The following is a 26942-nucleotide window of genomic DNA, read 5'->3' on the forward strand; positions in this document are numbered from 1 at the left end:
GCTGCATCGAGACCGACCGCTTTGAAGATCCAGAGGGACCTGGATTTCCGACCGTCTCGGGAGCCCCCGCCTAACCTTTTTTGCCAATCATCTAAATGGTCGACTCGTTGTTTGGGGTAATGATTTTCAATCAGGAAGTGGTTCCTGGTGATCTCGCGGTTGTCGGACTTTTGATCGTTTTGGAGGGATTGCTCTCCATCGACAACGCTCTCGTGCTCGGAATGTTGGCGAAACGTTTGCCCAAAAGCATGCGAGCCCGGGCACTTTCCTGGGGTTTGATCGGGGCGTTCGTTTTCCGCACTCTAGCCATTTTGTTGGCGGCATCGCTTCTGAAATATACGTTCATTAAGTTTTTTGGTGGTGCCTATCTCGTATTTATTGCAGTCAAACACTTATGGTTTGAAACCGGCGAGGACGAAGAACAGGTCGTTCTCGACACCGAGGGAAACCCCAAGCTGGTAGATGCCACCACGGGTGAGAGTCTCGATATTGCTCGCGAAGATATCGAGATTGAGCAGCGCGTCCCCGTCGGAGCCGAGTTGGTAGTCCACAATCCCGAACTGGAAGCTCTCCGCTTGGCAGAGACCAAAGCGTTGAAGGCGGGCAAAGAGTTCGAGGCTTCCTCGGCTGGTTTTTGGCTTTTTTGGCGAACGGTAATAGTCATTGAGATAACCGACATTGCATTTGCCGTAGATTCGATACTTGCAGCTTTGGCGCTCGCGGGAACGAATGAGAAAAAGCTGTGGGTCGTTATCACGGGGGGGATTCTAGGGCTGGTGTTGATGCGTTTCGCCGCTGCGGTGTTCGTCAAATTGCTGGATCGGTTTCCCAAGTTCGAGCTAGCCGCCTATCTGCTGGTCTCTGTGATCGGCATCAAACTGCTCGCCGATTGGGCTTTTAATAGCGACTGGAGTTTTGATGGTTCGACATGGCTCGGAGCATGGCAGCCATGGTTTGCATCACTGGAAGAAAAACGAGAGCAATTGGTAGCTGCCTACGAGGCTTGGCTCACGACATCATGGCCCTTTGGTATGGCTCCGCACCATGCACCGGACCTGGGTATTCGGATTGCACCGAAGCTTTTGGATTTCCACGATTTCCGTCGCCCAGAGTGTTCAGGCTTTTGGATCATTATGCTAAGTTGTTTTTGTGTTGGATTTCTTCCGAGGAAGCAACACAAATCGGCGAGCGAATGAGCATCCTAGTAGATAGGCTGGGATAGACAGACAAAACTCTGAATGGTGCTAGTTTTTTGGATTGTACGGAAAGTCCTGTGAAAATACTGCTTGATGAAAAACGAATTGGCGAGGGAATCGATGAGCTCGCTGCAAAGCTGAACAGCGACTACGCAGGTAGATCGCTTACCATTGTTTCTATCATGACTGGTAGCTTAGTCATGCTCGCGGACCTCATTCGACGACTGGAGATGCCAGTACGGATTAGCCTGATTCAGGCCAGTTCTTATAAAGGTACGACTCAATCTGGTGATCTCACAATTCAGGATCAGATGATGCTCGATATCTCAGGCCGAGAGGTGCTCCTTATCGACGACATTTTCGATACGGGAAAGACCTTGGTCGAAGTCACCAAGCGTTTGCATTCGCTTGGGCCACAGTCGATCAAGACAGCCGTATTTTTGAACAAGTCGGGGACGTCTCAGGTGGATACGACGCCAGACTACGTTGTATTCCATATTCCCAACGCATTCGTCGTAGGTTACGGCTTGGACTACCAAGACCTTTACCGAAACTTACCGTTCGTCGCCGTTCTTGAAGAGTCGGACATCGCTCAGCACTCGGTTCAATAAGCCCGGCGTGAATCTATGTCGGTTTCAGAGTCCAGTTATTCTCGGTTGCTAGTCGTCACAAGGCGTTTTTGGCCACTTTCGGATGGCAGTTGTCATCGAGTGCTAAACTGGGCGCATCAGCTAAGTGCAAAGGGAATTCGCCCTAGTATCCTGACAGCTAGATGGGGCACAGTTTGGCCAGAAACGACCGATATCCGGCACCTTGCGGTCCACAGGATATTGCCTTCTCCGCATTCCAACTGGAATGAGTCATACTTTCAAAAGAACGTCGTCCAATGGATACAACATCATGCTAGCGAGTTTGATGCAATCTACGTGGATCAAACGGATGCCTTGCTACAAGTTTTGATAAGCAAAGGTACACAATGGGGATTACCCATCATTGGAAGATTCGCACCGAGCGAATCCGCGATCGGTGCCGCTCCTGCCTCACGTTTAAGTCCCCAGGTGGTTGCGGACGTTTGCAAAAAGTGTAGCGTCGTAATGGTTACCAATGCGACCGATCATCGCTACCTTATCTCGCAAGGCGTACACCAAGGAAACATTGTCAGACTCGAAGATCCACCTTTTATCTGGCTCAACCGTTCCAGCGAAAGGAGGATTATCAGCAAGCGATCGCTGGCTAATCTATCTTCGGATTTTGTAGTCCCTAATCAGACCCTAGTCATTACCCATATTGGAGCTACCGAATGGGGCACTCTCCGTCAGGCTTTGGATTGTATTTGTGATCTGTTAGATGCTGGTGGGGCTCTGCGTATGTGGATTATCAATCCTAACCTTTCCCATGCCATGATCTACGAGTATCTTAAAGACCGAGGTTGGCATCGAGAAATCCTTATCTTTGACAGCTTCGATGATTTGGAGGAATTAGCGCACGCCGCCGATTTGTTGTGGGTCACCAACCCTGAGGAATCAGCCCAGTTTGCGTTACCAATGTTCTTGGCGGCTAGCGTGCCAGTTATTGTTCGGGAAACCGATTCCTGGCCAGCGTTGATGCAGGATTTATTGCAGGGGAGCCTGTACGGCTCGCCGACCGATTTGGCGTTAATGCTCCACGGCTGGTACGCTGACGTCAAACATGGGCAGGAGAGAGCCGCAAAAATCAGAACCAGTTTGGCCCTTCACTACGGCGGTTTGGACAATGGACTTATTTGGCGAGATTTGCTGGAGCGAGTATGCGTAACAAGGCATGCGTGACATGAATCGAATTGCATTAGTCATTCCAACGTTGGATCAAGGTGGAGCAGAGAAGCAGATCTGTTTGCTGGCGGCCGGACTGCCGCGAGATCTCTTTGAGCCCCATGTTATCGTTTTGACTCGAACTGGTCCTAGGGAGGAGTGGCTGAGAGAGCGTAACATCCCGTTGCACCTAATTAACAAGAAGCAAAAATTTGATCCATCCGCTTGGTGGAACCTCAAGAAACTACTGGTGGAGCTCGCACCTGATCTCGTGCACACCTGGCTTTTTGCGGCCAATGCCTACGGGCGCTCCGCAGCTCTGAGCGCAAGGGTCCCTGTCGTTGTCGGTTCGGAAAGATCTGTTGACCCATGGAAATCGAGTTGGCAGTTTTGGGTTGACCGCTACCTCGCCAAGAAAGCCCCTCGCATTACAACCAATAGCTCGGGAGTCATCGACTTTTACGAGAAACACGGAATCAATCGAGGCTGCTTTACCTTGATACCAAACGCGGTCGTGAAACAGGAATCGCCGTCGACAACTCGAGAGGAGGCCGCACAACGTTTGGGAATTGATCCTGCACGCAAATGGATTCTATCCATCGGTCGACTCTGGCCTCAAAAAGGGTACAAAGATCTTATTTGGTCTGCGGAAACGTTGAGAGCACTGCGAGGAGACACCACTTATATCATTATCGGCGATGGCCCGGAACGCTCACGGTTGGAACTTTATCGGGACAACGTCAAAGCAGCATCGCAAGTTGTTTTTGCAGGTGAACGATCCGACGTCGTTCAACTCCTACCCCATGCCCATTTGCTTTGGAACGGGAGCTTGTACGAAGGGCAATCGAACGTCATTCTAGAGGCCATGCTGGAGGGTGTGCCGGTGATTGCTTCTGACATACCGGGCAACCGCGACATGATCGCGAGCGGCGAGCGAGGAATGCTCTTTCCTCTGGGCGATGTGAACAAACTAGTGCAGATTTCTCATCGATTACTGGGCGAGCCCGAGACTTTGCAAAGGCTTAGTGCATCCGCAAAGCAGTTTGTTGCGGAACACCATTCCATCGAAACGATGATTGGCAAGCACGTGCAGTACTATCAAGAATGTTTGGAGAGTGCGTGATGAAGGAAACGTTGTTACAATTAGCATCAGGCGAGATTCGAGCTGAACTACATTTTCACTCAGAAGTGGAATTGGTTACGCACGGACGGAGTGAGAGTCGATCGAACTATTCCGAGCTCATTAAAATACAGCTTGATGCACCTATCGGCTATCCTCCTTTTATGTCGGGTTTGCTGGAGGAAGACAAAGTCGCGATCGCACTCGAGGATGATGTGCCCGACGGGGCTGCCGTCGTGAAGGCCACCATTGGTTATTTGTGCGCTAGAGGGGTAAATGCAGAGCAAATCTCGCTCGTGTTAGGATCAGGCAGAAGCTCACAGGTCTCCGAAATCGTGGAACAATTCAGCCTGATTTATCCAGGTTTGAGGGTTGTGGTTCACGATCCAAAGGACCAGGAATCGCATGCTTACATTGCTGCCAGCGATTCGGCGGATCCCATTTACATTCAACGAGAGCTAGTTGAGGCTGACGTCACCGTTCCAATCTATTGTTTGAGAACGTCTGAATGCCCTAATGCTAGCGACATGTTTGGAATAGCACCGAACTTCACTGACCTGGCGACTCAGAACCGCTGGAACTTGGCATGGCTCGAGGATAACGAGACGCATTTGGATATGCACAGCAAGCTAAGCTTAGAAATCGGTTGGTTGGCTGGTATACATTTCGCTATTGCAGTTATCCCTTCTGTCACCGGACAGGTTTCCGATATCATTGCCGGAAAACCAAGCGATGTGTTCGAGCAGGGGATGAAAGGTTTGCCCTCTGGAACGGAGCAAAGCTACGATTTGGTAGTGGCTGTTGTGGAGGGAGGGGACGATCAGCAGAACTGGTTGTCGGTGGCGAGAGCGGCCGCCCAAGCAGATCGGCTCTGTAATCGAGACGGACGGATTGTCGTCATTTGTGACGTCAAAAAGGTAAGTCGAGGTATTCGCGATCTCGCTCGCGATGACTTGGCAACCAGCACAAATCAGAGTTTGCTCAAATCGAATGCAGAGGACGCATTCCCTGCTGCCATACTCCGTTCCATCCGGGAGGGGAGAAGCATTTATTTGTTTTCGTCTATCAGTGCAGCGCAGACGGAAGCGATTGGTTTGGCGCACATTGGAAAACCTGAGACATTACAGCATTTGATGGAGCAGTCAGCTAGCGTCTGCGTCATACGCGGGGCTCAGTACTAAGGCTCAATCGATCTCGTATCCAGCCGAGACAACCAACCCAACCCCGTCGTCATATTCCTCAAAGCTAACCGCAGATAAGTCCTCGTCGAGGATTTCTATGGTACTGCGCGAAGATTCTTGGAACGAGTTAAGCGAGGGGTCGCTGAACGGCGAGCCAACGCGTCCGTTTGTTCGGTCTACTCGCGGAGTTTTCGTTCCGTAAGCACCGTAGTCATCGAGATGGGGTTGGCAGCACATCGTGCAACCAGACAGCACACTCAAGCAGAACGTTGCTAGCATTCCCACTTTTGATACCGCTTTGCAATTCATGTTTGTTACGCCTTTGAGACACGATGGAATTCGCTTTGGGACTTTATCGGCCCTTTTACCTGGGGGGATTAGGTAAACTTTGCGGATTCAGAAAGTTGGCGCACGAGAACTTTGATTGCGGGTAAGTTCAACTTTGACGCTTGCTCGGTCGACACAACTTAGTACCAACACACAAGAGCTTGCAACAGCAATGCTTGCAATTCGTCAGAATCCCGCATGTGTAGCAACAGATGAAAAAAAATCGCGTACTGTTTGCGACCGCTATCGTTCTGCTATGGACGATGAATACGCTCGATCTGCAGCCATTCGAATTTGAGTTGAGGTCAACGGTAGCGTTATCCAGCCACCGCGTGGATTTACTTCGCGATCTTGCCAAGCGGAAACCCGAGTCAAGCCAAAATCAGGATCGCGATAACATCAGGCTAGTGGGGGTCAACCTGGTTGATGTAAGCGAGAGTGCTCCATCCGCACCGGTAGATTCAGAGTTGCAGACCGCTAGAATCCGTGTGAGATTTCGACGGTTCACGGAAACAGAGGCGATCGAGAAGTGGCTCGAATTTCGGACCCGACCTCAAAGCTTTTCGGATGCTTGCACATCGCTGAAGACCAAGATAAACATCGCGAAATGGCGTTTGGATAGTTACGAGCATACGCAGCGAATCGTGATGGCAGATTTGAAGCGGCAGGAGGAGCAACTGGCCCTTCAAGAACCAGAACAACCGGGAAAAGTCCGTTTCGTTGGGTTTCAGAAAACGGTAGTGACCGATCCGACAGCCCAACATGTTATGAATTCCCTAGCAGCGCAGATCGAGTCCGAGAGACAAAATATAGATAAACTCTCCAAGGAGTTCGAGCGTGAGTTGATAGCCTCCCAGGGATTCTTGCAATTCTCAGGTGCACCGAAGTGGTTTCCAGTCGCCGAATCTATTGGTTGGAGACGAGGCATTGCATTCTTGCTACTTTCTTTGTCAATCTGGGGAGTCTTGCGATATTTCTCTCGAGAGAAAGCTCTCCTCCACAGGAGTTGGAATGGTTTATTTGCGATCACAGGAACGCTCACAAGGCCGTCGTTATCGATTCCTCACTTTGGCCATGTAGAGCTTGGTGTAGAGAATTCGAGTGAAGAGCTGAACTCACTGCTTTGCGATACTGCGAGAGACACTCCAACCCGCGTGCCTCACTCGATAGAGAGGCTCATTCATTTTGGCTTGGTCGGTGGCTTCACCGCCTGGGGAGGAGTATTGTTGCTCCGTTTTGTTTTCGATCCCGCATGGAGATCGCTCTTTATCACAGCCCCCCTTTCCGCTTTGACTCATTTGTTGACCGGAGTTCGGATGTGATGGGGACAGATAGGCATAAAAAATGGGGCACTTTGGCGAAAGATCGCAACCCTAGGCGATACCAACTGAGAAGGGGTATTAGTCGGAAGCTACTATTAGGTGTGCTGGGTGGGCTGGTTCTTGGCTCGTTTGGGATCTTCGGACTGTATCTCTATGCCATGAGAGATTTGCCTCCGTCAGTAAAGCTGGAGGCAGCACTTCGGTGGATGAACAAGGGGGAGATAAGCACTGCTGCTCGGATCGCAGAAGCAATCCCGCTAGCATCGCTAGAGAAGCGAACTGACAAGGCTACGAGAGCCTTTCTTTTGGGTGTTGAGGCCAGGACCAAAGTCCAGGGAATCGAACAGTACAAAGTCAAAGTGCAACTCAATGAAGAAGCGGAGAGATATCTTAAGCAGAGTCGTGATCTATCATTTCCTCCTGGGTTTGCGGGAGTTGGGAATTATCATCTCGGAATGGCTCTCTACGAATTGTCTAAGTGGAACGAAGCGGTTGAGCCTCTCCAAATCGCATACGAACGCTATCCGATCGGACGCGTCGATGCACTCGAGTGCCTGGTCGATATCGACTTGTCGCGAGAGAAGCAAGACCCACGAGGTGCTCTCGCCCGGATCACACACTGGCGATCCTTGCCGGCCTCGGGCGATTTGAATAAACAGCGTGCGGATTTAAAAGAGATACAAGCGTTGATCGCGAGCAATAAACACCGTGAAGCGATTGAGATTGGGAAAAGAATTCCCTCGGATTCAGCGCTTCGCCCAAAATGTGATCAATTGCTCGGAAAGGCATATCGAGAGTTAGCTGCGAAACAGACAGGTACCAATTCGATCGATGCCAGAAACGAGTTTCTTGCAAAGGCGAGAGCTCATCTTCAGGACTGCATTAAATCGACGGTGACAATTGTCCCAGTCAGGCGGCTAGCCAATCTAGAACTGGGCTTGGTTCAACGTGACATAGGCCAATTGACTGATGCCATCAGTACGTTCAGTATGCTTCGATTATCGTCTCCCTTTGAGCCCGAGGGGCTTGCAGCCGGCGTGGAAGAGCTGGACGCATTGGTTCAGACAGGTCGCTTCAATGAGGTGATTGCAACGCTCGACCAGATCAATAACTTGCTCTTTGATCTCAAGGTCTTTGATACAGATGCGTTACCTCTCTCGGTGGTTCGAGAACGCCTTTTGAAAATCGGAAACGAGCTCATCGATCGTAAAGCTTACTCCGTGGCAGATACATTCATTCAGCGACTCCCCAACGTCTGTAATCCCCTGGATCGTCTAAAATTAAGCAGTCGAAACTACAACAATTGGGCGTTGGAATTAGACTCGGATCCCTCAGCCGAGTTGCAAAGGCTGGAACTCTATCGAAAGTCTGGAGCTGCCTACCGAGAATTGACTCGCAAGCTCCCCTTGGATGATCAATATGATGAGTGGCTTTGGATGGCGATCGAAAACTTTCGCAAGGGGCGTGCCTACAAAGAAAGCAACGAAGCACTCAATCAGTATTTGGCGCACGAAAGTAGAGACAATCGACCCAAGGGGCATTTGATTCGAGCTCGCAATTTTACGGCGTTGGAGAAACCCGCTGAAGCAGCCAACTCTCTAATGCAGATCGTGGATAGCAACGTCAGGAGCCCGCTGATTTATGACGCCCGCTACGAGCTGGCAAAGATTAAATCGCTCTCCGAGAAATACGACGAAGCCGAACAGTTACTACTCGAGAATCTGAGTGGTGACTTGCAGCCTAGCAGTACGATTTGGCGAGAGTCGCTGTACACCTTGGGTTCGATGTTGTTCGATCTCGGGGAAAAGATGCTCATCGATACCAAAAATACGATCGAACTCAATCCTAGCCAGACCCTTAAAAACCTTTCTCAGATCGAAGCGGCACACAATACACTGAAGAAGAGCATCGTTCGTATCGAAGACTTTTTGAGACGTTTTGACAAAGATGACCGCCGGTTTCACCTACTGTACAAAATCGCAAAAGGCTATCAGTTGGCAAGCTACTGGCCGGAGATCCAGTTGAGGGAGAATACTGCTGCCAGCGAGGATTCGATTGAGAATTTAAAATCTCAACGCAAAGCGGATTTGATCAATTCTAGGAACTCCTACAAACGATTGAGACAAGAGATTACGCAAGACAACGTCAGGGACCCCAAATCTGCCAGTCAAAAGGAACTACTGAGAAACAGCTACTTCGGTGAGGCGGATCTCTACTTTTACGACGGTGCCTACGAAGATGCGATGGCGGCCTATCTGGAAGCAGCCAACTGGTTTGTCAACGAGCCTGAAGCACTGGAGGCTAGAAAACAAATCGCTGTGTGCCTTAAACATCTCGGAAAATATGCAGATAGTAGACGTTCCATTGAATACGCACGGAGCATGCTACAACGCATGCCAGCCGATAAAGACGACCGATTTCGAATGACTACAGCCATGGATCGTGCCGGCTGGGAAGCCTATCTGAACTCCATGCTCGCGGAGCTTGACAAACTAGAAGGCCGGAAACCCTAGGGGAGGTTCGGTGTGGCCTGACGAAACGGTGTTAAGCCATAAGCGAAGTGTGGCGTGGCACTTTCTGATTATCGGGTGGTGCTTGGGGCTGCGGGGAAAACGTCAACACCACGCCCATCGCAAAGCCTCTGGACGTGCCGCCCGGAACTGATGCTTCCGAAGCCCCCCTGATCGAGGGGCAATCGAGGAAGCTTTATGAGAAAAAAGGCAGTATGAAAATAGTGGTAGCCGCCCCCAGGGCTGGATATACTGGATTGGTTAGCGTTCCAGGCATGTTTTGATTTTTGTTAGATCGGGAGGAAGCTTAAAGTGAACCGCAGACCACAGCATAGGCGACTTGTCGTTGAGAGCTTAGAAACCCGAAAGCTATTAGCAGGAGACATCCTTCATAATTTTGTGTCTCCAGAGGATACAACCGGTTCGGGAGACGTCGGCCCGCTCGACGTGCTCGCGATCATCAACGAGATCAATCGGCCTGGTACCGCGAACTCGAATCTGATGCTAGATGTGGACGGCGACCAAGTGTTGAGCCCTCTGGATGCCTTGGCGGTGATTAATCATATCAATCGAGGTGCGCGTGAAAGCTCCGTACCGATCACCCAGCGTATCCAACGAATCGAAACGGCAATTCAAAAGGGAGAGTTCCCGAGTCGAATCACCGAATCTGATGCCTTCGAGATCTTGGCAACACTTAGGTCAGGCGGTAGGCCCGAGTTAGGTGATCGGGTTGTTGCAGGGCGGCTGATTCGAGAGGTGGAGCAGGCTCGTGATCCGCTCGAGCGAGAAATCGTCAAGACGGAGGTGGATCGGGCTCTGCCTGTGGCGAGTCAAGTGCTAACAAGACTCGTTGCAATTGGTGCTGCGACCGAAGTGGTAGAACAGACCCGCGATCTACTACGAGACCTTTCGCAAGACTCGGTCTCGGTGGTAAGGGAACGCATTCAAGAAACGCTTGCCGAACACAGGGTTTCGATGGAACGAGTCATCCCTGATCGGCTATCAAACTCGGAAACCGAACGTGCAGAGCGGCTTGAAGGACTCATCGCTGGGATGAAGGGCCGCTTGGAGGCCGCTGGAGTTGATAGGCAATTAATCGATCGTGCCGTCAGGTTCTATGCGGAACGGTATGAAATGGGCAAACCACTATCAGTCGAGGAAGTTGGGGCACTTCTTCGATCCCTTGGGATCGATGCCGACAGATTGTTCCCGCAAGCCGCGACTCGCCCAGTTCCGAGCGAGGTTCAGTTCGATTTTCCTAGACTCATTAGTTACTTGCAGGATATTGGGCTGGACCGAGCGAAAATCAGTGTGGTCATACGTGAAGCGGGTCTTCATATAGCCATGGGCCGGCCCATCACCGGAGAAGTGATCCAGAACTGGTTGCGTCGCTTGCAGTCTTAAAGCGTCGTTCTACCGAGACTTGGTACGGCCTAAATCACAGACCGAATTCGGTGCAACAAACTGCTCGAACACGGTATCTAACGGCTCGCTTGAGCCTCGATCGGGACTGTAGGAAATCCTAAACACCCTTTGGAAATCTTATAGGGAAAAGATTGGCCTTCTTTCAAACTTTCAACTTCACCCTTCAAACTTCTTCCGCCCGACCGCAGTTAGCGGAGAAATTACTGACTAAGTCTATCTCTTATTCTTTGAACCCGTAGCCGCTCATCGTTCCGCCAATGGTCTCGGAAGTTTTGTTCCTGTTCGCTTTTTGCGTCTCCATTTATTGCCAGCCAGCGAAAACTCAGGTTTTACGATCTCGTAATTTCGCCTGCACAGTCACAATTGCTTCGGAAAGCCGACCGATGGGCCACTGCTTTATCTCTTCTTCGGTCGCCAACGTTTCCCCAAGAATCTCTTGAAGGGCAAGTAGACGTCCCAGCAGAACTCCCTTTTCCAGCCCCTTTTCCAGCCCCTCTTCACGGCCCTTTTCCAGCCCCATCTCCAGGCCCTCCTCGCGGGCATCTAAGATGCTCGATTGCCAATCAAGGTAGCCTTTTTCTCGGGAATCGTACATTTGTTTCTCCTCCGTTATTTCTTGGATCCTACGTAGCTCTCGGGTGGCCAGCAAAAACTCCAGACCCGGTAACAACTCTCTCAACTCTTCTTCGCTGTGCTCGTGCGAATGAATTATCCAGTAACACCATTGCTCCAAGACACTTGCGGCCCCAAGCGATTCTCGCGTTCCTTTATACTTCCCTAATTCTACCGTGTGAATCTCGATCGAGTCCAGTAAAACCTTGCCCGATTCCTTTTCCGTCATGCGAAAATGGTGATGCAATCTGTCATCCGCCCAAATGGAGCCCGTCAGCAAACAAACCGCGTAAGTGGCCTTTAACGAATTATAGGCCCCGCCTGACGGCAATTGCTCCGTATAGGTTTTGGCTGCGTAATAGGTAGCACGCTTGATAAAACTGGTTATTGGTGCGATCTGAACCTCGACGACGAAAATTCGTCCCTGGGAGTCTGTGGCTTTGACATCCACGCAGATGAACTTGTCTTCTTGGAATTCTTTCAAGGAAAACGGATTGAGATACTGCACCGATTCTATGGGGCGCGGTAGATCGAGAACGGAATTGAGCAAACTAACCAGGCATATTTCATTGCCGAGTTTACCGAAGATTTTCTTGAAGGCAAAATCGATCCAAGCTCGGATTCCGATCTTCATGGACATAGGCGTTTTCGTATGGAATTGGGTGTCGAAAGGGGAATGACCAGTCTCTGATGATTGTATCACGGGCACGAAGAGGGGGGGGATCGGCTAACCGCTTCTCGAAACTCTACTACGAGTTTTTTAGCTGTCGAACCAGCAGGAGTAAGGGAACAGTAATCTTCACTAATGGACACTAATCTCGAAGCCTGTTGGATTGCGACAACGTAGGCCGTAACAAGGCTTTGCGAAGTTACGGCCCTCATTCTCCCTCGAGGGAGAGTCGAGCGTAGCTCCGAGAGGGTGAAAGGCACAGCATCGTAGAATGGCTCCGGCTGGTCAGCGATTTTAAAGCCCCCTCCCCTCGTGATCGTTTCTCGCCTCGACCTTCCCGAATTCTTCGGGAGGGTGAATAAGAAGGCAACTCCAAATGCAGGACTGGTGACGCACGAGCCAAGAATTGTGTCAAGACTGACTTAACGGACTCAAGCCAAACCAAATCATTAGGTTCCATATCCAATTTTGCGACCAGGGATTCCAAGTGGGATAACTCACCGAAATCATCGATACCAACGCACAAATCGCGAACAACCAAAGACCTGATCTGCTTGCTAGTACCCGCTCAAGCACCGGAACCGATGCCAATAGCCACAGCGGATGAAGCCAGAGGAGTTGCCGGAACGCAATTGTCGTTCCTCCGTAATTTCGCTGCCTGACATCCAGAAAGAACAAATAAAACGCTAAACACGCGAGGCTGGTCAAACTCAGTACTATGGCAAAGTACCGCTGCTCCGCGCTCGGACTCCTCAACAACACCAACATGCCGAGAAATCCGAATACCAGAATCGGCGTTAACGAAAATAAACCATGATGCCCGATCAAGCTGTGAAGTAAATAGTGCGGTGTCGAAGCCTCACCTAGGTCCAACGGGTTGTTCGGATTTCGCCAGTAACTATCGACTTTGCGTCCATCGAATTTGCGAATAAAGTCGTAATCGTACCAATTGTCCGCTTGCTTACTTTGCTCTGTGTTGACATCACCCGCGCCGTACGAATAAGGAGGCTTCCAGGACTCGTGTGCTACGTAATTAACTCCAAAATAAAGGGCGAGGACGATTGCGACCGCTGGAACTCCGAAGAGGAGTGTCGCCTTGGGTGATTTTATGAGCACGATGAGGCCGACTAAAGCTAACAAGCTAGCTGCTGGCAATTCGCAGGTGAAAGTCGCCGCTGCCCAAAAACCAACCCAGGCGAAATCTTGCCAACGGATGGAACCTCGCCAGCATCGCGTCCCGTACCAAACGGTGCCGAGCGCTGCGACGGCACCCCATAAGTGGTTATTGAGGGCGACGGCAAAGGTCGAAAGCATGGTAGCAAACACGATCGAACTTAAGGCGACCACAAACACGGAATCCGATTCCGTCCATTCGTCGAGCAAGCGTACGCACCACCACCAACCCACACCCAGAGGGATGACGTTGAAGAGGATTAATAGCACGCGTCCTACCTCGAAGGGATGGCTTTCCAGGGTGCATCCCGTTGATTTGGCGATGAGCCAATAGGGAGCCGCGACGAGGGCTGCATGCAAGGGTGGCTTGCTGGAATATAGTCTTTGCTCTCCGGCTGCGTTCATGTGACTGACCACATCGACGGAATCCCAAAGAGGTTCCAATTCTACAATGTTATTGATTTCAAAGGTGCCAAACTCAACCAACGAGCGAACCGTTAGCCATCGGCTTCGGTCATTCCCGCTGAGAAATGGGCGTTGCCGCTTACTTTCTCTGATCGCAGTTGCTACCACAGCCTCTTCGCTAAAATTGGCTCGCATCCATTCCTGGTCTTGTTGACGAAGGGCGATCGGCCAGTGGTGCTTTCGCGTTTGGTAGAGGCTCTTCAAACTTTCTACAAACGTCGGCTCCTTGAGCTCGGAAGGATCATAAGAGTTGGCCACGTCTGAGGGCAGGCTCTCCTGCACCAAAAGTTTCAGCACTCGGGGGATCGCATCCACAAAGGGTTGTGCCGCTGCGTCATCTTCCCGTTCGTAGGCGAGTGCCGCTGACCATTTGAGTTCAAGTAGTAAATCTTCGCGACGGTATTTTGTCTCCGAGATCACCTTGTTGACAAGGGCTTCGGTAGTCAATTCTTTTCGGCGTGATTCCCAGTTCTGTCGGCGAGTCTCGATCGGCCAGCGACGAGGACTACGCTCTTTGATAGATTTCGCTGCCTGGGCCGCAGAGGGACTGGATTCCAAAGCTGAAACATCGAATTGAAACTCGTCTTTGAGTGCTTGGGTGTAAAGTGTTTGCTTCTCGGTATCGCTATCGTCGCGAGCCACCACGTACAAGTGCTTTAGTTCGTCGCTAAGATCGGTACGAACCGTTTGCTCCAGTGCGAGATTGTTGAGAGAGTTTACTGAGAAGATTCGACCAACGATCTGTCCGAGTGACAACAGAATCAAAACGATGGCAATCGCCTTTCGTTTGTCGTTGCGGAACGTTGGGAGGCTCGATACCTGAGTATCTGTCGTTTCAGCCGTTGCTGGTGAGTTGGACTGAGTCATGAGGTAATGTTCCTGGCTCGATGGAAAGGCGAGGGGTTACGATTCTTACTCAGAGCTCTTCGTCATTCGTGTTAATCGTATCCCGAATGGAGAAGGCGGGCAGTCGTCGATTCGCATTCGCCACGACGAGTTCGGCCAACAAACCTGTGCTCAAGAATTGTAGGCCCGCGATAAACAAAATGATCGTTAAGTAGAAGATAGGACGCTCGTGTAAGTGGATCGGTGTCCAACCCTCGAGAACTCTGCTGAGCAGCCAAAGCAACGACAGAATGAAGAGCAACAGACCTGCCAAGCCGCAGGCCATGATTCCTATGCCTCCGAGCAAGTGCTGAGGTCGATATCGAAAACGGGTCAAGAAAACGACAGTAAACAGGTCGAGAAAGCCCTTTAGTATGCGTTCCACGCCGTACTTGGACACGCCGTGCACGCGAGGGTGATGCTGCACAGCGAGTTCGGTAACCCGGTAGCCTCGGGTGCTAACGAGTACAGGAATAAAGCGATGCATCTCTCCGTAGAGATCAATTTCGCTGAGAGCTTCCCGTCGGTACGCCTTTAAGCCGCAGTTGAAGTCGTGCAGATTGAGCTTGGTAGCTCGCCTGAGGATTCCGTTAAAGACTAGTGATGGGTAGCGTTTGTGCCAAGGATCGTAGCGCGTTTGTTTCCAGCCACTGACACAATCAAAACCGGACTCTAGCCGTTCGATAAGCCTCGGGATTTCGGCGGGGTCATCCTGCAAATCGGCATCCATGGTGATTATATAACGGCCGCGAGCCTGGCGAAAACCGGCCGCCAAACCGGCTGCCTTCCCGAAGTTTCGTCGGAATCGGAGTCCCTTAAAGCGAGCATCTACCTCGCAAATGCCCCGGATCATGTCCCAGGATAGGTCGGTCGAACCATCGTCGACGAATAGAACTTCAAAGTCCCCCAGGCCCGATTTTTCGAGGGTTTCTTTGATTTTCTGTGAAAGTTCTTCCAGTGAATTCTGTTCATTGAACAGCGGAACGACGATCGAGATCATGCTCAACAGATTTAGTGACGATAAAAGGCTGTAGTTTAACCGAGAATGCTCCGTTTCGGAGAGGAACTAGCGAACCAATTTGGATTATCTCTCTTGCTTATGGACAATTCTCGTTAAAATAGATGGTGTGGAGTAAATCAACCATCCACCCCCGCCAGTAGCTGCTGTGGTCCTCTCCGGCTCGGCTAAAAGATTGCCGAACTCCGCGTTAGCTCACAGGAGTCTGAAACCCCTCCCATTTTTGTCGCATTTTCCAACCCTTAGACTGTTTGTCTGATCTATGCGTCACCAATCGTTTGTTTTTCAATCACTCGCTATCGTCGGTCTAGCACTTCATTCGGCAGCCTCGTTTGCCGGTGGGATGGTGCAATACAACCGAGACATTCGCCCCATTCTTTCGGACAATTGCTTTGCTTGTCACGGTCCCGATGCCAACACCAGAGCCGCCGATTTACGACTCGATCAACGAGAGGATGCACTCAAGAATTCGGCGATTGTTCCAAACCACCCCGATCAAAGCGAGATTCTAAAACGTGTTGTGTCGACCGATCCTGACACAGTCATGCCGCCCCCCGAATCCCACAAAAGCCTCACGGAAGCACAGATCGATCTTTTGCGACAATGGATCGCAGAAGGAGCCGAGTATCAAGGCCACTGGGCGTTCTCTGCTCCCACCAAACCTGAGCTGCCTCAAGTTCGTAACAAAGACTGGATTCGAAACCCGATCGATCGCTTCGTGCTCAGCGAACTAGAGAAGCGAGGTTTGCAGCCTTCACCGGAGGCTGAGTTGCGAACGCTCATCCGCCGTGTTTGCTACGATCTCACCGGGCTTCCTCCTACCACCGAAGAAATCCAACAAGTCCTCTCAGACCCCAGCCCGGATCGCTATGAAAACTATGTCGAGGAACTGCTCAAACGTCCCGCTTGGGGGGAGCATCGCGGTCGCTACTGGCTCGACTATGCTCGCTACGCAGATACTCACGGCATCCATTTCGATAACTTCCGAGAGATGTGGTCGTATCGCGACTGGGTGATCAAGGCGTTTAACAACAACCAACCTTTTGACCAGTTCACCATCGAGCAACTCGCGGGGGACTTGCTGCCTGGCGCAACGTTGGACCAGCGTATCGCTACCGGTTTTAATCGCTGCAACATTACCACCAATGAAGGTGGCATTATCGATGAGGAATACTATGTTCTCTACACCCGTGACCGCGTGGAAACGACGGGTCAAGTATGGATGGGTCTCACGGTAGGCTGCGCGGTCTGCCATGACCACAAATTCGATCCCATTTCCCAAGCCGAGTTTTACCAACTGGCTGCGTTTTTCAATAATACGACCCAGGGGGCTCGTGACGGGAACATAAAGGATACGCCCCCCATCGAGTTGGTACCCCTCGACGAAGACCGCGAACGATTCTTCGCCCTGGACCCGCTTATCGCTGAAGCCAATGCCAAAGTGGCGACGCGAAGAGAGGCAGCTCGGGAATCGTACAAAGCCTACATCAACGATCCTGTTCGCAAGTCCGAGGCGGCTTGGCCAGCTATGCAGGCATCCCCAACTACGCACTTGCCCCTCGTGTCCAGCGATCCAAAGTGGCTTGATGTGGTTCACGATTCCCAATACCGACGAGTGCCGCTTGCAGCCGATGCGACTCTTGTAGAAGGACACGTTGGCGCCAAGGCTTGGCAAGTGAATAGCCTTTTTCCCACAATCGATTACGCTGGGGACCTAGAACGCGACCAAGCCTTTACGGTTTCGCTTTGGGTGAAACCAAGCAATGCCAACCAAGGGGGAGCACTGATCGCTCGCATGGACGAATCCAAAGATTTCCGGGGATGGGATATTTGGATGGAGAACGGCGCCATCGGCATGCATCTCATCAGCAAGTGGCCTGAAAACGCTCTCAAAGCGGTTTCTCAGAAGCGATTGACCGAGAATCAATGGCATCACGTTGCCGTCACATACGACGGATCGTCGACGATCGAAGGGCTCAAAATCTATATTGATGGCGAGCAATCTGGCCAAAACATTCAGGCCCGAACACTGAGCGACAGTATTCGAACGACTGTTCCATTCACGATTGGTCGCCGCAGCGCAGGCTCACCGACGACCGGTGCACAGCTTCAAGATGTTCGAATCTACAACGCTGTTCTCGATAAACCGACTCTTTCCCTATTGGGGGACTTGCTTCGGCGCAGCTATTTGTTGGCAAAAGAGACTCGGACCGAAGCAGAAGAGAACGATCTTTATGAATGGTACTTGCGCAGCGTCGATTCCGTGTACGGTGAACTTTTTCAATTAGCTAATCAACTTTCTCGCGAGAAAGAGAAGTTGAGGCGCCGCGGAACGGTCGCACACGTGATGCATGAGTCGGACAAAGAACCGATGGCCCATATTCTTCTTCGAGGGGATTATGATAAGCGCGGTGAGGTCGTAAAAGCTGCAACTCCAGCCGTTCTGCCCGCTATGGCAGACGATCTGCCTACGAACCGACTTGGTTTCGCAAAGTGGTTGCTGCAACCCGAACACCCGCTGACGACCCGGGTTACCGTCAATCGCTTCTGGCAGGAGGTGTTCGGACGGGGATTGGTGGGTTCCTCAGGAGATTTTGGAGTAACCGGCGAACTCCCCTCGCATCCGGAGTTGCTCGACTATTTGGCCGTGACGTTCCGTGAGAACGGTTGGAACGTTAAGGATCTATTCCGTACCATTGTCACTAGTTCGACCTATCGCCAATCCTCGGCCATTTCGCCAGAGCGGGCTGCTACCGACCCGAGCAATACTCTACTAGCTCGTGGACCGCGATTCCGAATGGATGCGGAGATGATTCGCGACACCGTACTTGCGACGAGTGGTTTGTTGGTCGGCAAGATTGGCGGTCCTAGCGTCAAGCCTTATCAACCCCCTGGTGTTTGGGAAGCGGTCGCCATGCCGGAAAGCAACACACGCAACTATGTAGCGGACAAGGGTGAGAGTCTTTACCGGCGCAGCTTGTACACGTTCCTCAAACGGGCCGCTCCACCTCCGAACATGGAAGTTTTTAACGCGACGGCCCGAGAAGTTTGCATCATCAAACGCGAAAGAACCAATACCCCTCTTCAAGCTTTGGTAACCTTGAACGATACGCAATTCGTTGAAGCAGCACGAATTCTGGCTGAGAAAACATTGCTTGATCCCGAAATAGCATCGGATAATTCGGCTCGTGTTCAGTCGATTTCGGAAAAGCTCATTGCTAGGCCCCTTAGAGTCGAGGAAATGCAAGTGGTTCAAGCGATCCTGAGCGATTTGCACGAATACTACCAAGCCAACTCCGAGGACGCCAAAAGCTTGCTCGCCGTTGGTGACACTCGCTCGAGCGATCAAATAAACCCGAGTGAACTCGCGACCTGGACGATGCTGGTCAACAAATTGATGAACCTGGACGAAGTGTTAACCAAGTAACGTTCTTCATACTGCTCCAAAACAGCTAACAAACCAATCAGATACCATACAAAGTGAAATAGCGATGATTCATCCACTCCTTGAAGAATACGTTCGCAGTGAAACAAGACGGCAATTCTTTCGACGCGGTGCCAACGCCCTAGGGATGGCAGCATTGGCTTCGCTCGGAGGCGGCCATGTTTTTGGTGCGAGTGACGATGATGGTTTGAGCGATCCCAATCGAGTCGGTGGACTCGGAACTCTCCCTCACTTTGCCCCCAAGGCCAAGCGAGTGATCTATCTGCACATGGTCGGTGGACCGTCACAGATGGACATGTTCGATTACAAACCACAGATGGACGAGTGGTATGACAAGGATTTGCCTGATTCGATCCGTCAGGGGCAGCGTCTGACAACCATGACGAGCGGGCAAGCACGGTTCCCTATCGCTCCCTCCAAGTACAAGTTTGCGCAGCACGGCGAATGCGGCATGTGGGTAACCGAGTTGCTACCTGAAACAGCCAAAGTGGTCGATGATTTATGCTTCATCCGATCAATGCACACCGAGGCTATCAATCACGAGCCAGCTATTACTTACATGCAGACCGGAAACATGGTAACGGGTCGACCCTGTATGGGTTCCTGGTTGTCGTATGGTTTGGGATCGATGAACAGCAATCTGCCAACATTCGTGGTCCTCGTGGCACAGCCGACCAACACCGAGCAGATCCAAGCGATCTCGGCGAGACTCTGGTCCTCGGGAGTACTGCCCGGCGAGCATGCTGGTGTGAGCTTTCGGTCGGCGGGTGATCCGATCCTTTACATCAACAATCCTGACGGTGTCCCCACGGCAGTTCGCAGAAAGACGCTCGATGGGCTCAAGCAACTTAACGAACTCAATTTCCGAGCAGTAGGTGACCCTGAGATTCACACAAGAATCCAACAGTATGAGCTCGCGTTCCGCATGCAAGCCAGCGTACCCGACTTGACCAATATCGCGGATGAACCTGAAAGCACCTTTGAATTGTACGGTGATGAGGCCAAGAAACCCGGCAGCTTCGCCAACTCGGTACTGCTTGCGAGACGCATGGTGGAAAGGGACGTTCGATTCGTTCAGATTTATTTGAACAACTGGGATCACCACGGGAATGTTGCATCCAGGCTACCATCGCAGTGCAAGGATATCGATCGCGCGACCTATGGATTGATCAATGATCTCAAGTCGCGGGGACTTCTTGATTCAACCTTGATCATCTGGGGTGGTGAGTTTGGACGAACGATTTACTCCCAAGGTGGTCTGAGCAAAGACAATTACGGACGGGACCACCATCCGCGATGCTTTACCATGTGGATGGCAGGAGGAGGAACCAAGGGAGGTACGATTTACGGCGAGACCGACGATTTTTCTTATAACATCGTCAAGGATCCCGTTCACATTCGGGACTTCCACGCGACCGTGCTGCATCTGCTTGGTATCGATCATCAACGATTTACCTATAAGAGCCAGGGGCTCGATCTCAAGTTGACCGGGGTAGAAGAGGCAAAGGTCATCAAAGAACTCCTCGCTTAGAGATACCAATTGCCCCGTACTGGGCGAGGCAACGAGGGCCCCCTTAGTGGATGAGGCAACGAGGCCATGCGTTTCTCGACGCTCAGCTACCGAGAACTCTTAATCTCTCGAAAAGTGAGATTAATCCTTTCTCCAACCTTCTGTTTCGTCTTGGGCACCTCGTGCTGCCAATGCCGCTGCATGGTTCCCGCCATAATGATCAGAGTTCCATGCCCCGTTGGGAAACTCGTCGTCTCACGAGTCGCGTTGTGACGTATCCGAAACTTGCGAATTGCACCGAGCGACAGCGACCCGATAATCTCCCCCATTTCAGGCTCGTCATCGGCATGCCAGCCCATGCTGTCAGCCCCTGAGCGATATCGATTGACCAAGCAGTAGTTAAAGGAACCCATGACCGACTCGATACGCTTCTTGATCTCCAACAAGACCTCCAGCCACGGCAAAGCAACGTTCACGACATTGGAGTAGCGGTAGTGAACCCCTGGATCGCCGTAGGAAGCAATCAATCGGGGCTGCATATGTCCGAATATACCTGGCTTTTGCTCCCAAACGCATTGCTCCATTAGTTTCTGAAAGTAGACATCGGCGAGCTCCTCGGACAGAAATGCGTTGTCCACGATCATCAATCCGCCACCCTTCAATTCGATCGTTCGCATACTAGCTCCACATTTGCTCTTTCTGGTAAAACTGTCCGTACCGTCTGGTGAAACAATTAGCACTGTCGACTATTGCGCCTCGTCAAGGAAATGCTAGCCTTCCACGATTCGGTATGGATTCGTGACTTGCTTTGGGTGTACAACGGGGCCAAATCACACGAAAAGTCTCGCTTGCCGATACTCGGTACCAGGAATTCCTCATGTCTACCGTTCCACAAAGTTCAACCCATCCAGACGACTCCAATCCCGGGAATCCCTCGGCCTCGACGTATGACGACGTTCCCTATGGCAGCTACCCCGTTTCGGCCAGCCATCCTGATCGACTATATAGCATGGCCAAGCTCTTTGGTATGGAGCCTGTTTTGCCAGAGAACGCTCGGATTCTAGAGATTGGCTGTGCTGGCGGTGGAAATCTGCTTCCCCTAGCGAGCACGTTTCCCAACGCGGAGTGCGTGGGAATTGAGCTCTCGCAGGTTCAGTGCTCGTACGCCGCAGAAGCCATCAAATTCATCGACTTCAAGAACGTCTCGATCCGACAAGGTAGCGTTACGGATATCGGTGCATCTTATGGCAAATTCGATTACATCATCTGCCATGGAGTATTTTCATGGGTTCCAGACGTTGTTCGAGATGCCATTCTACGTGTCGCTGCAGAAAATCTTTCAGATCAAGGAGTCGCGTTTATAAGCTACAACACCCTTCCGGGCTGGTATATGCGTGGCATGATTCGCGGCATGATGATTGAACACGTAAAGCACATCGAAGAACCAATCAAAAAAGTGGCGCAGGCACGTGCTTTGATCAAGTATCTCGTCGATGCGAATGCGAATGTCTATACGCCTCATGCTATCTATCTTCGCTCGGAGGCGGAGTTGCTGGCTACCGTTCCGGATAGTTACATTCTGCACGAACACCTAGAAGACATCAATCAAGCCTTTTATTTTCGTGACTTTGTCGCTCTTGCCGTCCAATCTAACTTGCAGTTCCTTGGCGAAGCAAACATAGCTTCGACGTGGATGGGAAATCTCTCAGCAGAGGCGCAAAAAGGACTCAATGCAATCAACGATGCCATATTGCGTGGACATTACATGGATTGCATCACAGGCAGATCCTTTCGGGAAACCTACTTGGTAAAGGCGTCGGCAAAAGTAGATCGCAATTTAGAAAACGAGAAGCTGAGAGGTCTCAAGTTCTCTGGAAAGTATGATCCGGTCAACGAACCGAACGTTACAGATGGCAGCACGAGCTATAAGCTCAAGAACGGCCAAACCATCCACACAAGCGATCCAATCGTCAAGGCAGCTTTCGCTGTTTTGACTGCGGCCTACCCCGAATCGCGAACTGCTGATGAAATCGTAACAGCGATGGAGACGAGCGGCAGTCCTGTCGATTCTCGCGATGGGGCAGTCAATAAAGTTCTTCACACACTCGTGAATGGTGTGCTTGGTGGATGGGTAGATTTTCGATATCTTCCAGACCGGATGCAAAAGCAGATCAGCACTCGCCCCCGTGCAACCCCCTGGGCACGGGCTCAGGCCCTTGCAAACAAGTATGTGACTACTCAGCGACATGAGTTCATGATTATTGACGAGCTTCTTAGACAAGTACTCCCCCTGCTCGATGGATCTCGAACCATTGAAGATCTCTGCTCCGAGGTGTCTGTCTTGCTCAGTACGGGATTGCTCAAAATCGAGATCAAGGGAAATACCGAATCGGTCGATGTCCCGAGGGTCTTAGTTACCAAAGCACTAGCGCAGCTCGCCAATGATTCGCTTCTCATTCCTGGTTAAGGGCCCCTGATTCGGCAATCACAACTCTTCCTCTACGGTCTCGCGAATCTTATTGACGAGATCTCGTCGGCTGAAACTACTTTCGACGAGTCTAGCAATATTCAAACCTAATTGCTTAGCAATCAGGCAAGCGATGTCCACATCGCGGACTCCTTCGAATTGGTTAACGATTCGATCACGGTAATAGATCGTTTGCGAATCATGGTCAAAGCCGCTCTCATAGGCATCGACGCAGTCCGCGACCCAAGTATCTGGAACGCGGACCCGTCGACAATGCTCAATCGACCAAATATCGTCCCCCGTACAATCGGACAGCAGCATCAACAGATGACTCCGATTCATCGACGTTATTTGTGACCTCCGACGTCGCCAATGCTACCTGTCGCGGCAAGCGAACCATCGAGCGATTTGAGGTAGGCGACGAGGTCTCGAAGCTCACGCCGATTCATATACTTCATCAACCCGGCTGGCATCGAGGAAAGTCCTTTCTTGCGGGCCGCGATCGAATCTTTGTCGATTGAGACAATCGCTCCTTGCGCGTCCATAATCTGAACCCGTTCATCATCCTCCGATTTGAGGATTCCGGAGAAGCTCTCGTCATCTTCTGTCAGGATCACAACGGTCTCATAACCGATCGCGATCGCTGCATCGGGGGCAACGATGGATTCCAACAAATAGGCAGCATCCTTTTGTGTGCCAATCTGACTGAGAATCGGACCGACTTCACCTCCGACGCCTCCAACTTTATGGCATCTCACGCATGACAAACTGCTTCTCGTAAAGAACAACTCGCGCCCGGCTGCGATGCTACCACCTTCCATACAATCCGAATAAGCTAATCGAGGATCGGATTCAATCTGTCGATCGCGCGCGTCCACATAGGCTTGAACCCGTTCCTTAGTTTTATCAGAGCCGCGACTCAATGCCGCCTCGATTGCATTGAGTTGGGTATCGACTGGTAGCTTGCCAGCCAGAATGGAATCCACTTGAGCGTCGATCAACGACTCCACCAAATCGGTGTTCAGTCGACTCTCGGTTCCTAACAAATCCCATGCGGCTTGTCGCTCTGCGGTGTCCGTAGATTGCAGAGCCTGCTTTAGATACTTAATAACATCGCTGTTCCCCAAAGCAGCGAATGACTGTAGAGCAGCCACGCGGACCGCACTGTTGGGGTCTGTCAAAAGCGACAGCCCCAATTCAACCACCCGTTCAGGTCGCAAGCGTGTGAGGGCTCGAATCGAATCGGCTCGCCGAGATGGATTGGCAGAGGAATCCTGCACGATTGCTTCCAGCAGTCTAGAGATCCCTCGAATCTCCATTTTTGCCCCGACCTTGAAGAACTCGTCTCTTACTTCATCTTCGGTAGAAGCGAGAACGGCGATGTTCTCCTGAACCAATTGCTTGACGAATTCCGCATCGCGATCTTCCAGGGGCAGGTGTCGATTGAGAATTCGCTCACGGAGGCCTGGCTTGCCCCAGTCCCCCAGAAGCCGAATAGCTTCAGTGCGTAGTGCCGTCGTGCTCAATTTCGACGACGCAAATGCGATTAGTTTGGCTGCGTTCGCTTCACCACCGATACGATAATTGGCGTGAATAATGCGCTCGACGATGGCTGGGTCAAACTCTTCTGCAATAGTCAGGTCGGCCAAGCTCGCGAGTTCACTGTGAAGGTCCGTGACGTCATAAATCGCCCGCGCGGCTTCACGGACTACGCGTACGGCCGAGTCATCCAGCATGGCGGTAATTCCAGGGTTCTTGGCCTTGCGCAAACCAACTGCGACAGCAATCCTCACGGATTCGTTGTTGTGCTTGATCCAACGGTCCAAAGAATCGCCGATAGCACCGGCAAAAGCCATGATACCAGCGTGTCGCACTATGGGATCACGATCTTCATTCTCTATCAGGACCCTTGCTACATCATCCAAACATTCTGATGCACCGATTTTCCCAACGGCCATCATGGCTTGAGTCAAAACGATCGGCGAGGGATGAGAGAGAAGCTTCTTGAGTTCCTCGACTCCAACAGAATGCTTCGAATCGGTCAGGACTTCACATGCTCGGGCGACGACTGTCTCATCGCTGTCCGCTAGTGCCCCAGCAACCGCCTCTGTAGCTGTTTCGTTCTCGCCGAGGCGTATAATTTGCCCGAGTCCCCATACCGCGTGCAATCGAGATTGGGAATCTTCGGAATTGAGCAAACCGGACAATACTTCTACTTCATTTCTAGCCGCCAACTCCCACTGTGCCTCTAGCCGGATGCGTCGATCAGGATTCTCGATTAGAGCAACCAGATCTGCCACACCTAGTTCTTTAAAGCCCGCTTTGAGAATCTCTGCAGAACGTTTGCCAGCCTCGATAGCTCCTTCGGCAGCTTTGTCAGTGTTGGATGCAAAACGATAAATCCTGCCTTTGTTCTCGCCATCCCAACCGTTCACCCAGTCGCTCAAAAACAAGCTCCCGTCTGGTGCAAAGTCTACGTCGGTCGCCAAGACGTTCCAGATGTACTCTTCATTCGTGGTGACTTCAAAGTGTGCTCCCTTTGGTGCAAGCTTGATGCGTCGGATACCACTATTGGAGGCTTGGCCACGGAAATCGCATAGGAAGAACGAGCCTTGCAAATCTGGGTTGCCATCCAATCCAACACCGGGATAGTACGCCAATCCCGAGGGGCCATCGCTCAAATTGGCAACCGGCGGCACAACGTAGGCAGGAGTTTCAGGACCGTAGGGATACCAGATCTTTTCTCGATTAAACGGGCCTCGGTCAGACAAATACTGATACATCATCCGCCAACCAGTATCCCCCCCCTGCACGACCTGCACCCAACGAGCGCGATCCCCCGAGTCGGAATTGTTGTCTCCGGTGAACAAATTACCATGATCGTCGAAGGCTAGTTCCTGAGGATTTCTCAAGCCCGTGGCGAACACCTCCAGATTTGCCCCGTCCAATTCACATCGAAACACGGCTCCGCTCTCGGGATCGTGGAGTTTGCCATCAGGCGTCTGGACCGAGTACCCTCGATCGCCAATCGAAAAGTAGAGACGCCCATCAGGCCCCATCACCAGGCCATGCATATCGTGCCCACGAAACGCAACTCGAACACCAAAACCTGTGTGCAATGATGTGCGTTCGTTCGATTGAAAATCTCCGTTGGTTTCTTTCAAAGACCAAAGGTTAGGAATGTTGGTAAAGTAAACTTGATCGTCACGGATCAAGACTCCTGCTCCGGTTCCTTCCTCGAGGCCATTGAATCCAGAGGCGAACACTGTGCTCTCGTTTGCTACTCCATCCCCGTTCGTATCGCGGAGGACGCGGATTAAATCATCATACTTTTCGTATTCGCTGGCTTTGTCACCGAGCAGTTCTCGGTGATATTCAATTCGATCTTCAACGGTCATCGCAGCGAGGTCTCTAGCCAACCACTTGTCATCGTGCCCGCGATTGTCAGTCACCCCTTTATTCTGTCGGTACGATTCGCAGACGTAGAGGTTTCCGGAACGATCCACTCCGAAAACGACTGGATTACCGAGCATCGGCTCCGCAGCGTAGAGCGTACATTCCAGGGAACTCGGGAATCGGAAGGTCGAAATTGCCGCTTGTCCATCACCGGATGCAGCAGGCAATACTGGCACTTCGGGCTTTGAGCTTGAGTCATCGTTCGTAAACGAAGGGGATTTGGCAAAAACGGGAACACAAAGCGAAAAGCCACCCAGGAGGGTCGAGAGCAGCAAGTGTCGGAACATTCGTTTGCGGGAGGATTTCTTCATGACTTGATAAGGCTCTAAACTCTAAGAACAAGTAAACTATCCATTTTAAACGCGAGATC

General features: G+C 51.4%; 18 protein-coding genes. 11 read left to right on the forward strand and 7 right to left on the reverse strand.

Features of this window, described 5'->3' with window-relative positions; genetic code table 11:
- The first annotated feature begins 95 nt into the window (after positions 1 to 95).
- The 5 genes from SH449x_RS10060 to SH449x_RS10080 all read left to right on the forward strand — a co-directional run bounded on the left by SH449x_RS10060 (position 96) and on the right by SH449x_RS10080 (position 5287).
- Positions 96 to 1196, forward strand: a complete 1101-nt coding sequence (locus tag SH449x_RS10060; RefSeq protein WP_482381209.1) for a TerC family protein — start codon at positions 96 to 98, stop codon at positions 1194 to 1196.
- Between the two features lie 77 nt (positions 1197 to 1273).
- Complete coding sequence (gene hpt / locus SH449x_RS10065) at positions 1274 to 1807, forward strand: hypoxanthine phosphoribosyltransferase (protein WP_482381210.1); 534 nt, start codon at positions 1274 to 1276, stop codon at positions 1805 to 1807.
- Between the two features lie 15 nt (positions 1808 to 1822).
- Entirely contained in the window at positions 1823 to 3004 is a 1182-nt protein-coding gene (locus tag SH449x_RS10070; protein ID WP_482381211.1) for a hypothetical protein, read from the forward strand.
- Position 3005: 1 nt separating this feature from the next.
- Complete coding sequence (locus SH449x_RS10075) at positions 3006 to 4109, forward strand: glycosyltransferase (protein WP_482381212.1); 1104 nt, start codon at positions 3006 to 3008, stop codon at positions 4107 to 4109.
- Entirely contained in the window at positions 4109 to 5287 is a 1179-nt protein-coding gene (locus SH449x_RS10080; RefSeq protein WP_482381213.1) for a lactate racemase domain-containing protein, read from the forward strand. The genes SH449x_RS10075 and SH449x_RS10080 overlap by 1 nt, the downstream gene beginning before the upstream one ends.
- Before the next feature lie 3 nt (positions 5288 to 5290).
- Here the strand turns inward: SH449x_RS10080 and SH449x_RS10085 are convergent, their stop codons facing one another.
- Positions 5291 to 5596: a hypothetical protein gene (locus SH449x_RS10085; protein ID WP_482381214.1), complete on the reverse strand. Its 306-nt coding sequence runs from the start codon at positions 5594 to 5596 to the stop codon at positions 5291 to 5293.
- 230 nt (positions 5597 to 5826) lie between these two features.
- On the opposite strand from SH449x_RS10085, the gene SH449x_RS10090 reads away from it, so the two are divergent.
- The 3 genes from SH449x_RS10090 to SH449x_RS10100 all read left to right on the forward strand — a co-directional run bounded on the left by SH449x_RS10090 (position 5827) and on the right by SH449x_RS10100 (position 10850).
- Positions 5827 to 6936 carry a hypothetical protein gene (locus SH449x_RS10090; RefSeq protein WP_482381215.1) on the forward strand — a complete coding sequence of 370 codons (1110 nt, stop codon included), beginning with the start codon at positions 5827 to 5829 and terminating at the stop codon, positions 6934 to 6936.
- Positions 6936 to 9449, forward strand: coding sequence for a tetratricopeptide repeat protein (locus tag SH449x_RS10095; RefSeq protein WP_482381216.1), 2514 nt, complete (start codon positions 6936 to 6938; stop codon positions 9447 to 9449). Before SH449x_RS10090 ends, SH449x_RS10095 begins: the two co-directional genes overlap by 1 nt.
- A 309-nt stretch (positions 9450 to 9758) precedes the next feature.
- Positions 9759 to 10850, forward strand: a complete 1092-nt coding sequence (locus tag SH449x_RS10100; protein ID WP_482381217.1) for a dockerin type I domain-containing protein — start codon at positions 9759 to 9761, stop codon at positions 10848 to 10850.
- Between the two features lie 343 nt (positions 10851 to 11193).
- Here SH449x_RS10100 and SH449x_RS10105 read toward each other — a convergent pair whose 3' ends face one another.
- From SH449x_RS10105 to SH449x_RS10115, 3 genes are all read right to left on the reverse strand, one after another.
- Positions 11194 to 12123 carry an Rpn family recombination-promoting nuclease/putative transposase gene (locus SH449x_RS10105; protein ID WP_482381218.1) on the reverse strand — a complete coding sequence of 310 codons (930 nt, stop codon included), beginning with the start codon at positions 12121 to 12123 and terminating at the stop codon, positions 11194 to 11196.
- 441 nt (positions 12124 to 12564) lie between these two features.
- The gene (locus tag SH449x_RS10110) at positions 12565 to 14658 is read right to left on the reverse strand and encodes a hypothetical protein (RefSeq protein ID WP_482381219.1); all 2094 of its coding nucleotides are present in this window, start codon (positions 14656 to 14658) and stop codon (positions 12565 to 12567) included.
- Between the two features lie 49 nt (positions 14659 to 14707).
- Positions 14708 to 15676, reverse strand: a complete 969-nt coding sequence (locus SH449x_RS10115) for a glycosyltransferase family 2 protein (protein WP_482381220.1) — start codon at positions 15674 to 15676, stop codon at positions 14708 to 14710.
- Positions 15677 to 15956: 280 nt separating this feature from the next.
- Between SH449x_RS10115 and SH449x_RS10120 the strand changes: the two genes are divergently transcribed.
- A complete protein-coding gene (locus SH449x_RS10120) occupies positions 15957 to 19121 on the forward strand; it encodes a DUF1553 domain-containing protein (protein WP_482381221.1) in 3165 nt (1054 codons plus the stop codon).
- A gap of 64 nt (positions 19122 to 19185) precedes the next feature.
- Entirely contained in the window at positions 19186 to 20670 is a 1485-nt protein-coding gene (locus SH449x_RS10125; RefSeq protein ID WP_482381222.1) for a DUF1501 domain-containing protein, read from the forward strand.
- 86 nt (positions 20671 to 20756) lie between these two features.
- Here the strand turns inward: SH449x_RS10125 and SH449x_RS10130 are convergent, their stop codons facing one another.
- The gene (locus SH449x_RS10130; RefSeq protein ID WP_482381223.1) at positions 20757 to 21326 is read right to left on the reverse strand and encodes an alpha-ketoglutarate-dependent dioxygenase AlkB family protein; all 570 of its coding nucleotides are present in this window, start codon (positions 21324 to 21326) and stop codon (positions 20757 to 20759) included.
- 200 nt (positions 21327 to 21526) lie between these two features.
- Here SH449x_RS10130 and SH449x_RS10135 point away from each other — a divergent pair, with 200 nt between their 5' ends.
- Positions 21527 to 23116 (forward strand): methyltransferase regulatory domain-containing protein, encoded by a 1590-nt coding sequence (locus tag SH449x_RS10135; RefSeq protein ID WP_482381224.1) that lies wholly within the window; start codon positions 21527 to 21529, stop codon positions 23114 to 23116.
- Between the two features lie 18 nt (positions 23117 to 23134).
- Here SH449x_RS10135 and SH449x_RS10140 read toward each other — a convergent pair whose 3' ends face one another.
- Together SH449x_RS10140 and SH449x_RS10145 are read right to left on the reverse strand one after the other, a co-directional pair.
- Positions 23135 to 23458 (reverse strand): hypothetical protein, encoded by a 324-nt coding sequence (locus SH449x_RS10140; protein WP_482381225.1) that lies wholly within the window; start codon positions 23456 to 23458, stop codon positions 23135 to 23137.
- A gap of 5 nt (positions 23459 to 23463) precedes the next feature.
- A complete protein-coding gene (locus tag SH449x_RS10145; RefSeq protein ID WP_482381226.1) occupies positions 23464 to 26883 on the reverse strand; it encodes a DUF7133 domain-containing protein in 3420 nt (1139 codons plus the stop codon).
- Positions 26884 to 26942: the final 59 nt, after the last annotated feature.

The sequence above is a fragment of the Brakhagea baltica genome (genome assembly GCF_052161605.1).
Lineage (GTDB): Bacteria > Planctomycetota > Planctomycetia > Pirellulales > Pirellulaceae > JBKCUI01.

Bases quoted from the DNA above. Each gene is read 5' to 3' on its own strand.
- SH449x_RS10060 (WP_482381209.1), top strand. From the start codon at position 96: ATGGTCGACTCGTTGTTTGGGGTAATGATTTTCAATCAGGAAGTGGTT.
- SH449x_RS10070 (WP_482381211.1), top strand. From the start codon at position 1,823: ATGTCGGTTTCAGAGTCCAGTTATTCTCGGTTGCTAGTCGTCACAAGG.
- SH449x_RS10075 (WP_482381212.1), top strand. From the start codon at position 3,006: ATGAATCGAATTGCATTAGTCATTCCAACGTTGGATCAAGGTGGAGCA.
- SH449x_RS10080 (WP_482381213.1), top strand. From the start codon at position 4,109: ATGAAGGAAACGTTGTTACAATTAGCATCAGGCGAGATTCGAGCTGAA.
- SH449x_RS10085 (WP_482381214.1), bottom strand. From the start codon at position 5,596: ATGAATTGCAAAGCGGTATCAAAAGTGGGAATGCTAGCAACGTTCTGC.
- SH449x_RS10090 (WP_482381215.1), top strand. From the start codon at position 5,827: ATGAAAAAAAATCGCGTACTGTTTGCGACCGCTATCGTTCTGCTATGG.
- SH449x_RS10095 (WP_482381216.1), top strand. From the start codon at position 6,936: ATGGGGACAGATAGGCATAAAAAATGGGGCACTTTGGCGAAAGATCGC.
- SH449x_RS10105 (WP_482381218.1), bottom strand. From the start codon at position 12,123: ATGTCCATGAAGATCGGAATCCGAGCTTGGATCGATTTTGCCTTCAAG.
- SH449x_RS10110 (WP_482381219.1), bottom strand. From the start codon at position 14,658: ATGACTCAGTCCAACTCACCAGCAACGGCTGAAACGACAGATACTCAG.
- SH449x_RS10115 (WP_482381220.1), bottom strand. From the start codon at position 15,676: ATGATCTCGATCGTCGTTCCGCTGTTCAATGAACAGAATTCACTGGAA.
- SH449x_RS10120 (WP_482381221.1), top strand. From the start codon at position 15,957: ATGCGTCACCAATCGTTTGTTTTTCAATCACTCGCTATCGTCGGTCTA.
- SH449x_RS10125 (WP_482381222.1), top strand. From the start codon at position 19,186: ATGATTCATCCACTCCTTGAAGAATACGTTCGCAGTGAAACAAGACGG.
- SH449x_RS10130 (WP_482381223.1), bottom strand. From the start codon at position 21,326: ATGCGAACGATCGAATTGAAGGGTGGCGGATTGATGATCGTGGACAAC.
- SH449x_RS10135 (WP_482381224.1), top strand. From the start codon at position 21,527: ATGTCTACCGTTCCACAAAGTTCAACCCATCCAGACGACTCCAATCCC.
- SH449x_RS10140 (WP_482381225.1), bottom strand. From the start codon at position 23,458: ATGAATCGGAGTCATCTGTTGATGCTGCTGTCCGATTGTACGGGGGAC.
- SH449x_RS10145 (WP_482381226.1), bottom strand. From the start codon at position 26,883: ATGAAGAAATCCTCCCGCAAACGAATGTTCCGACACTTGCTGCTCTCG.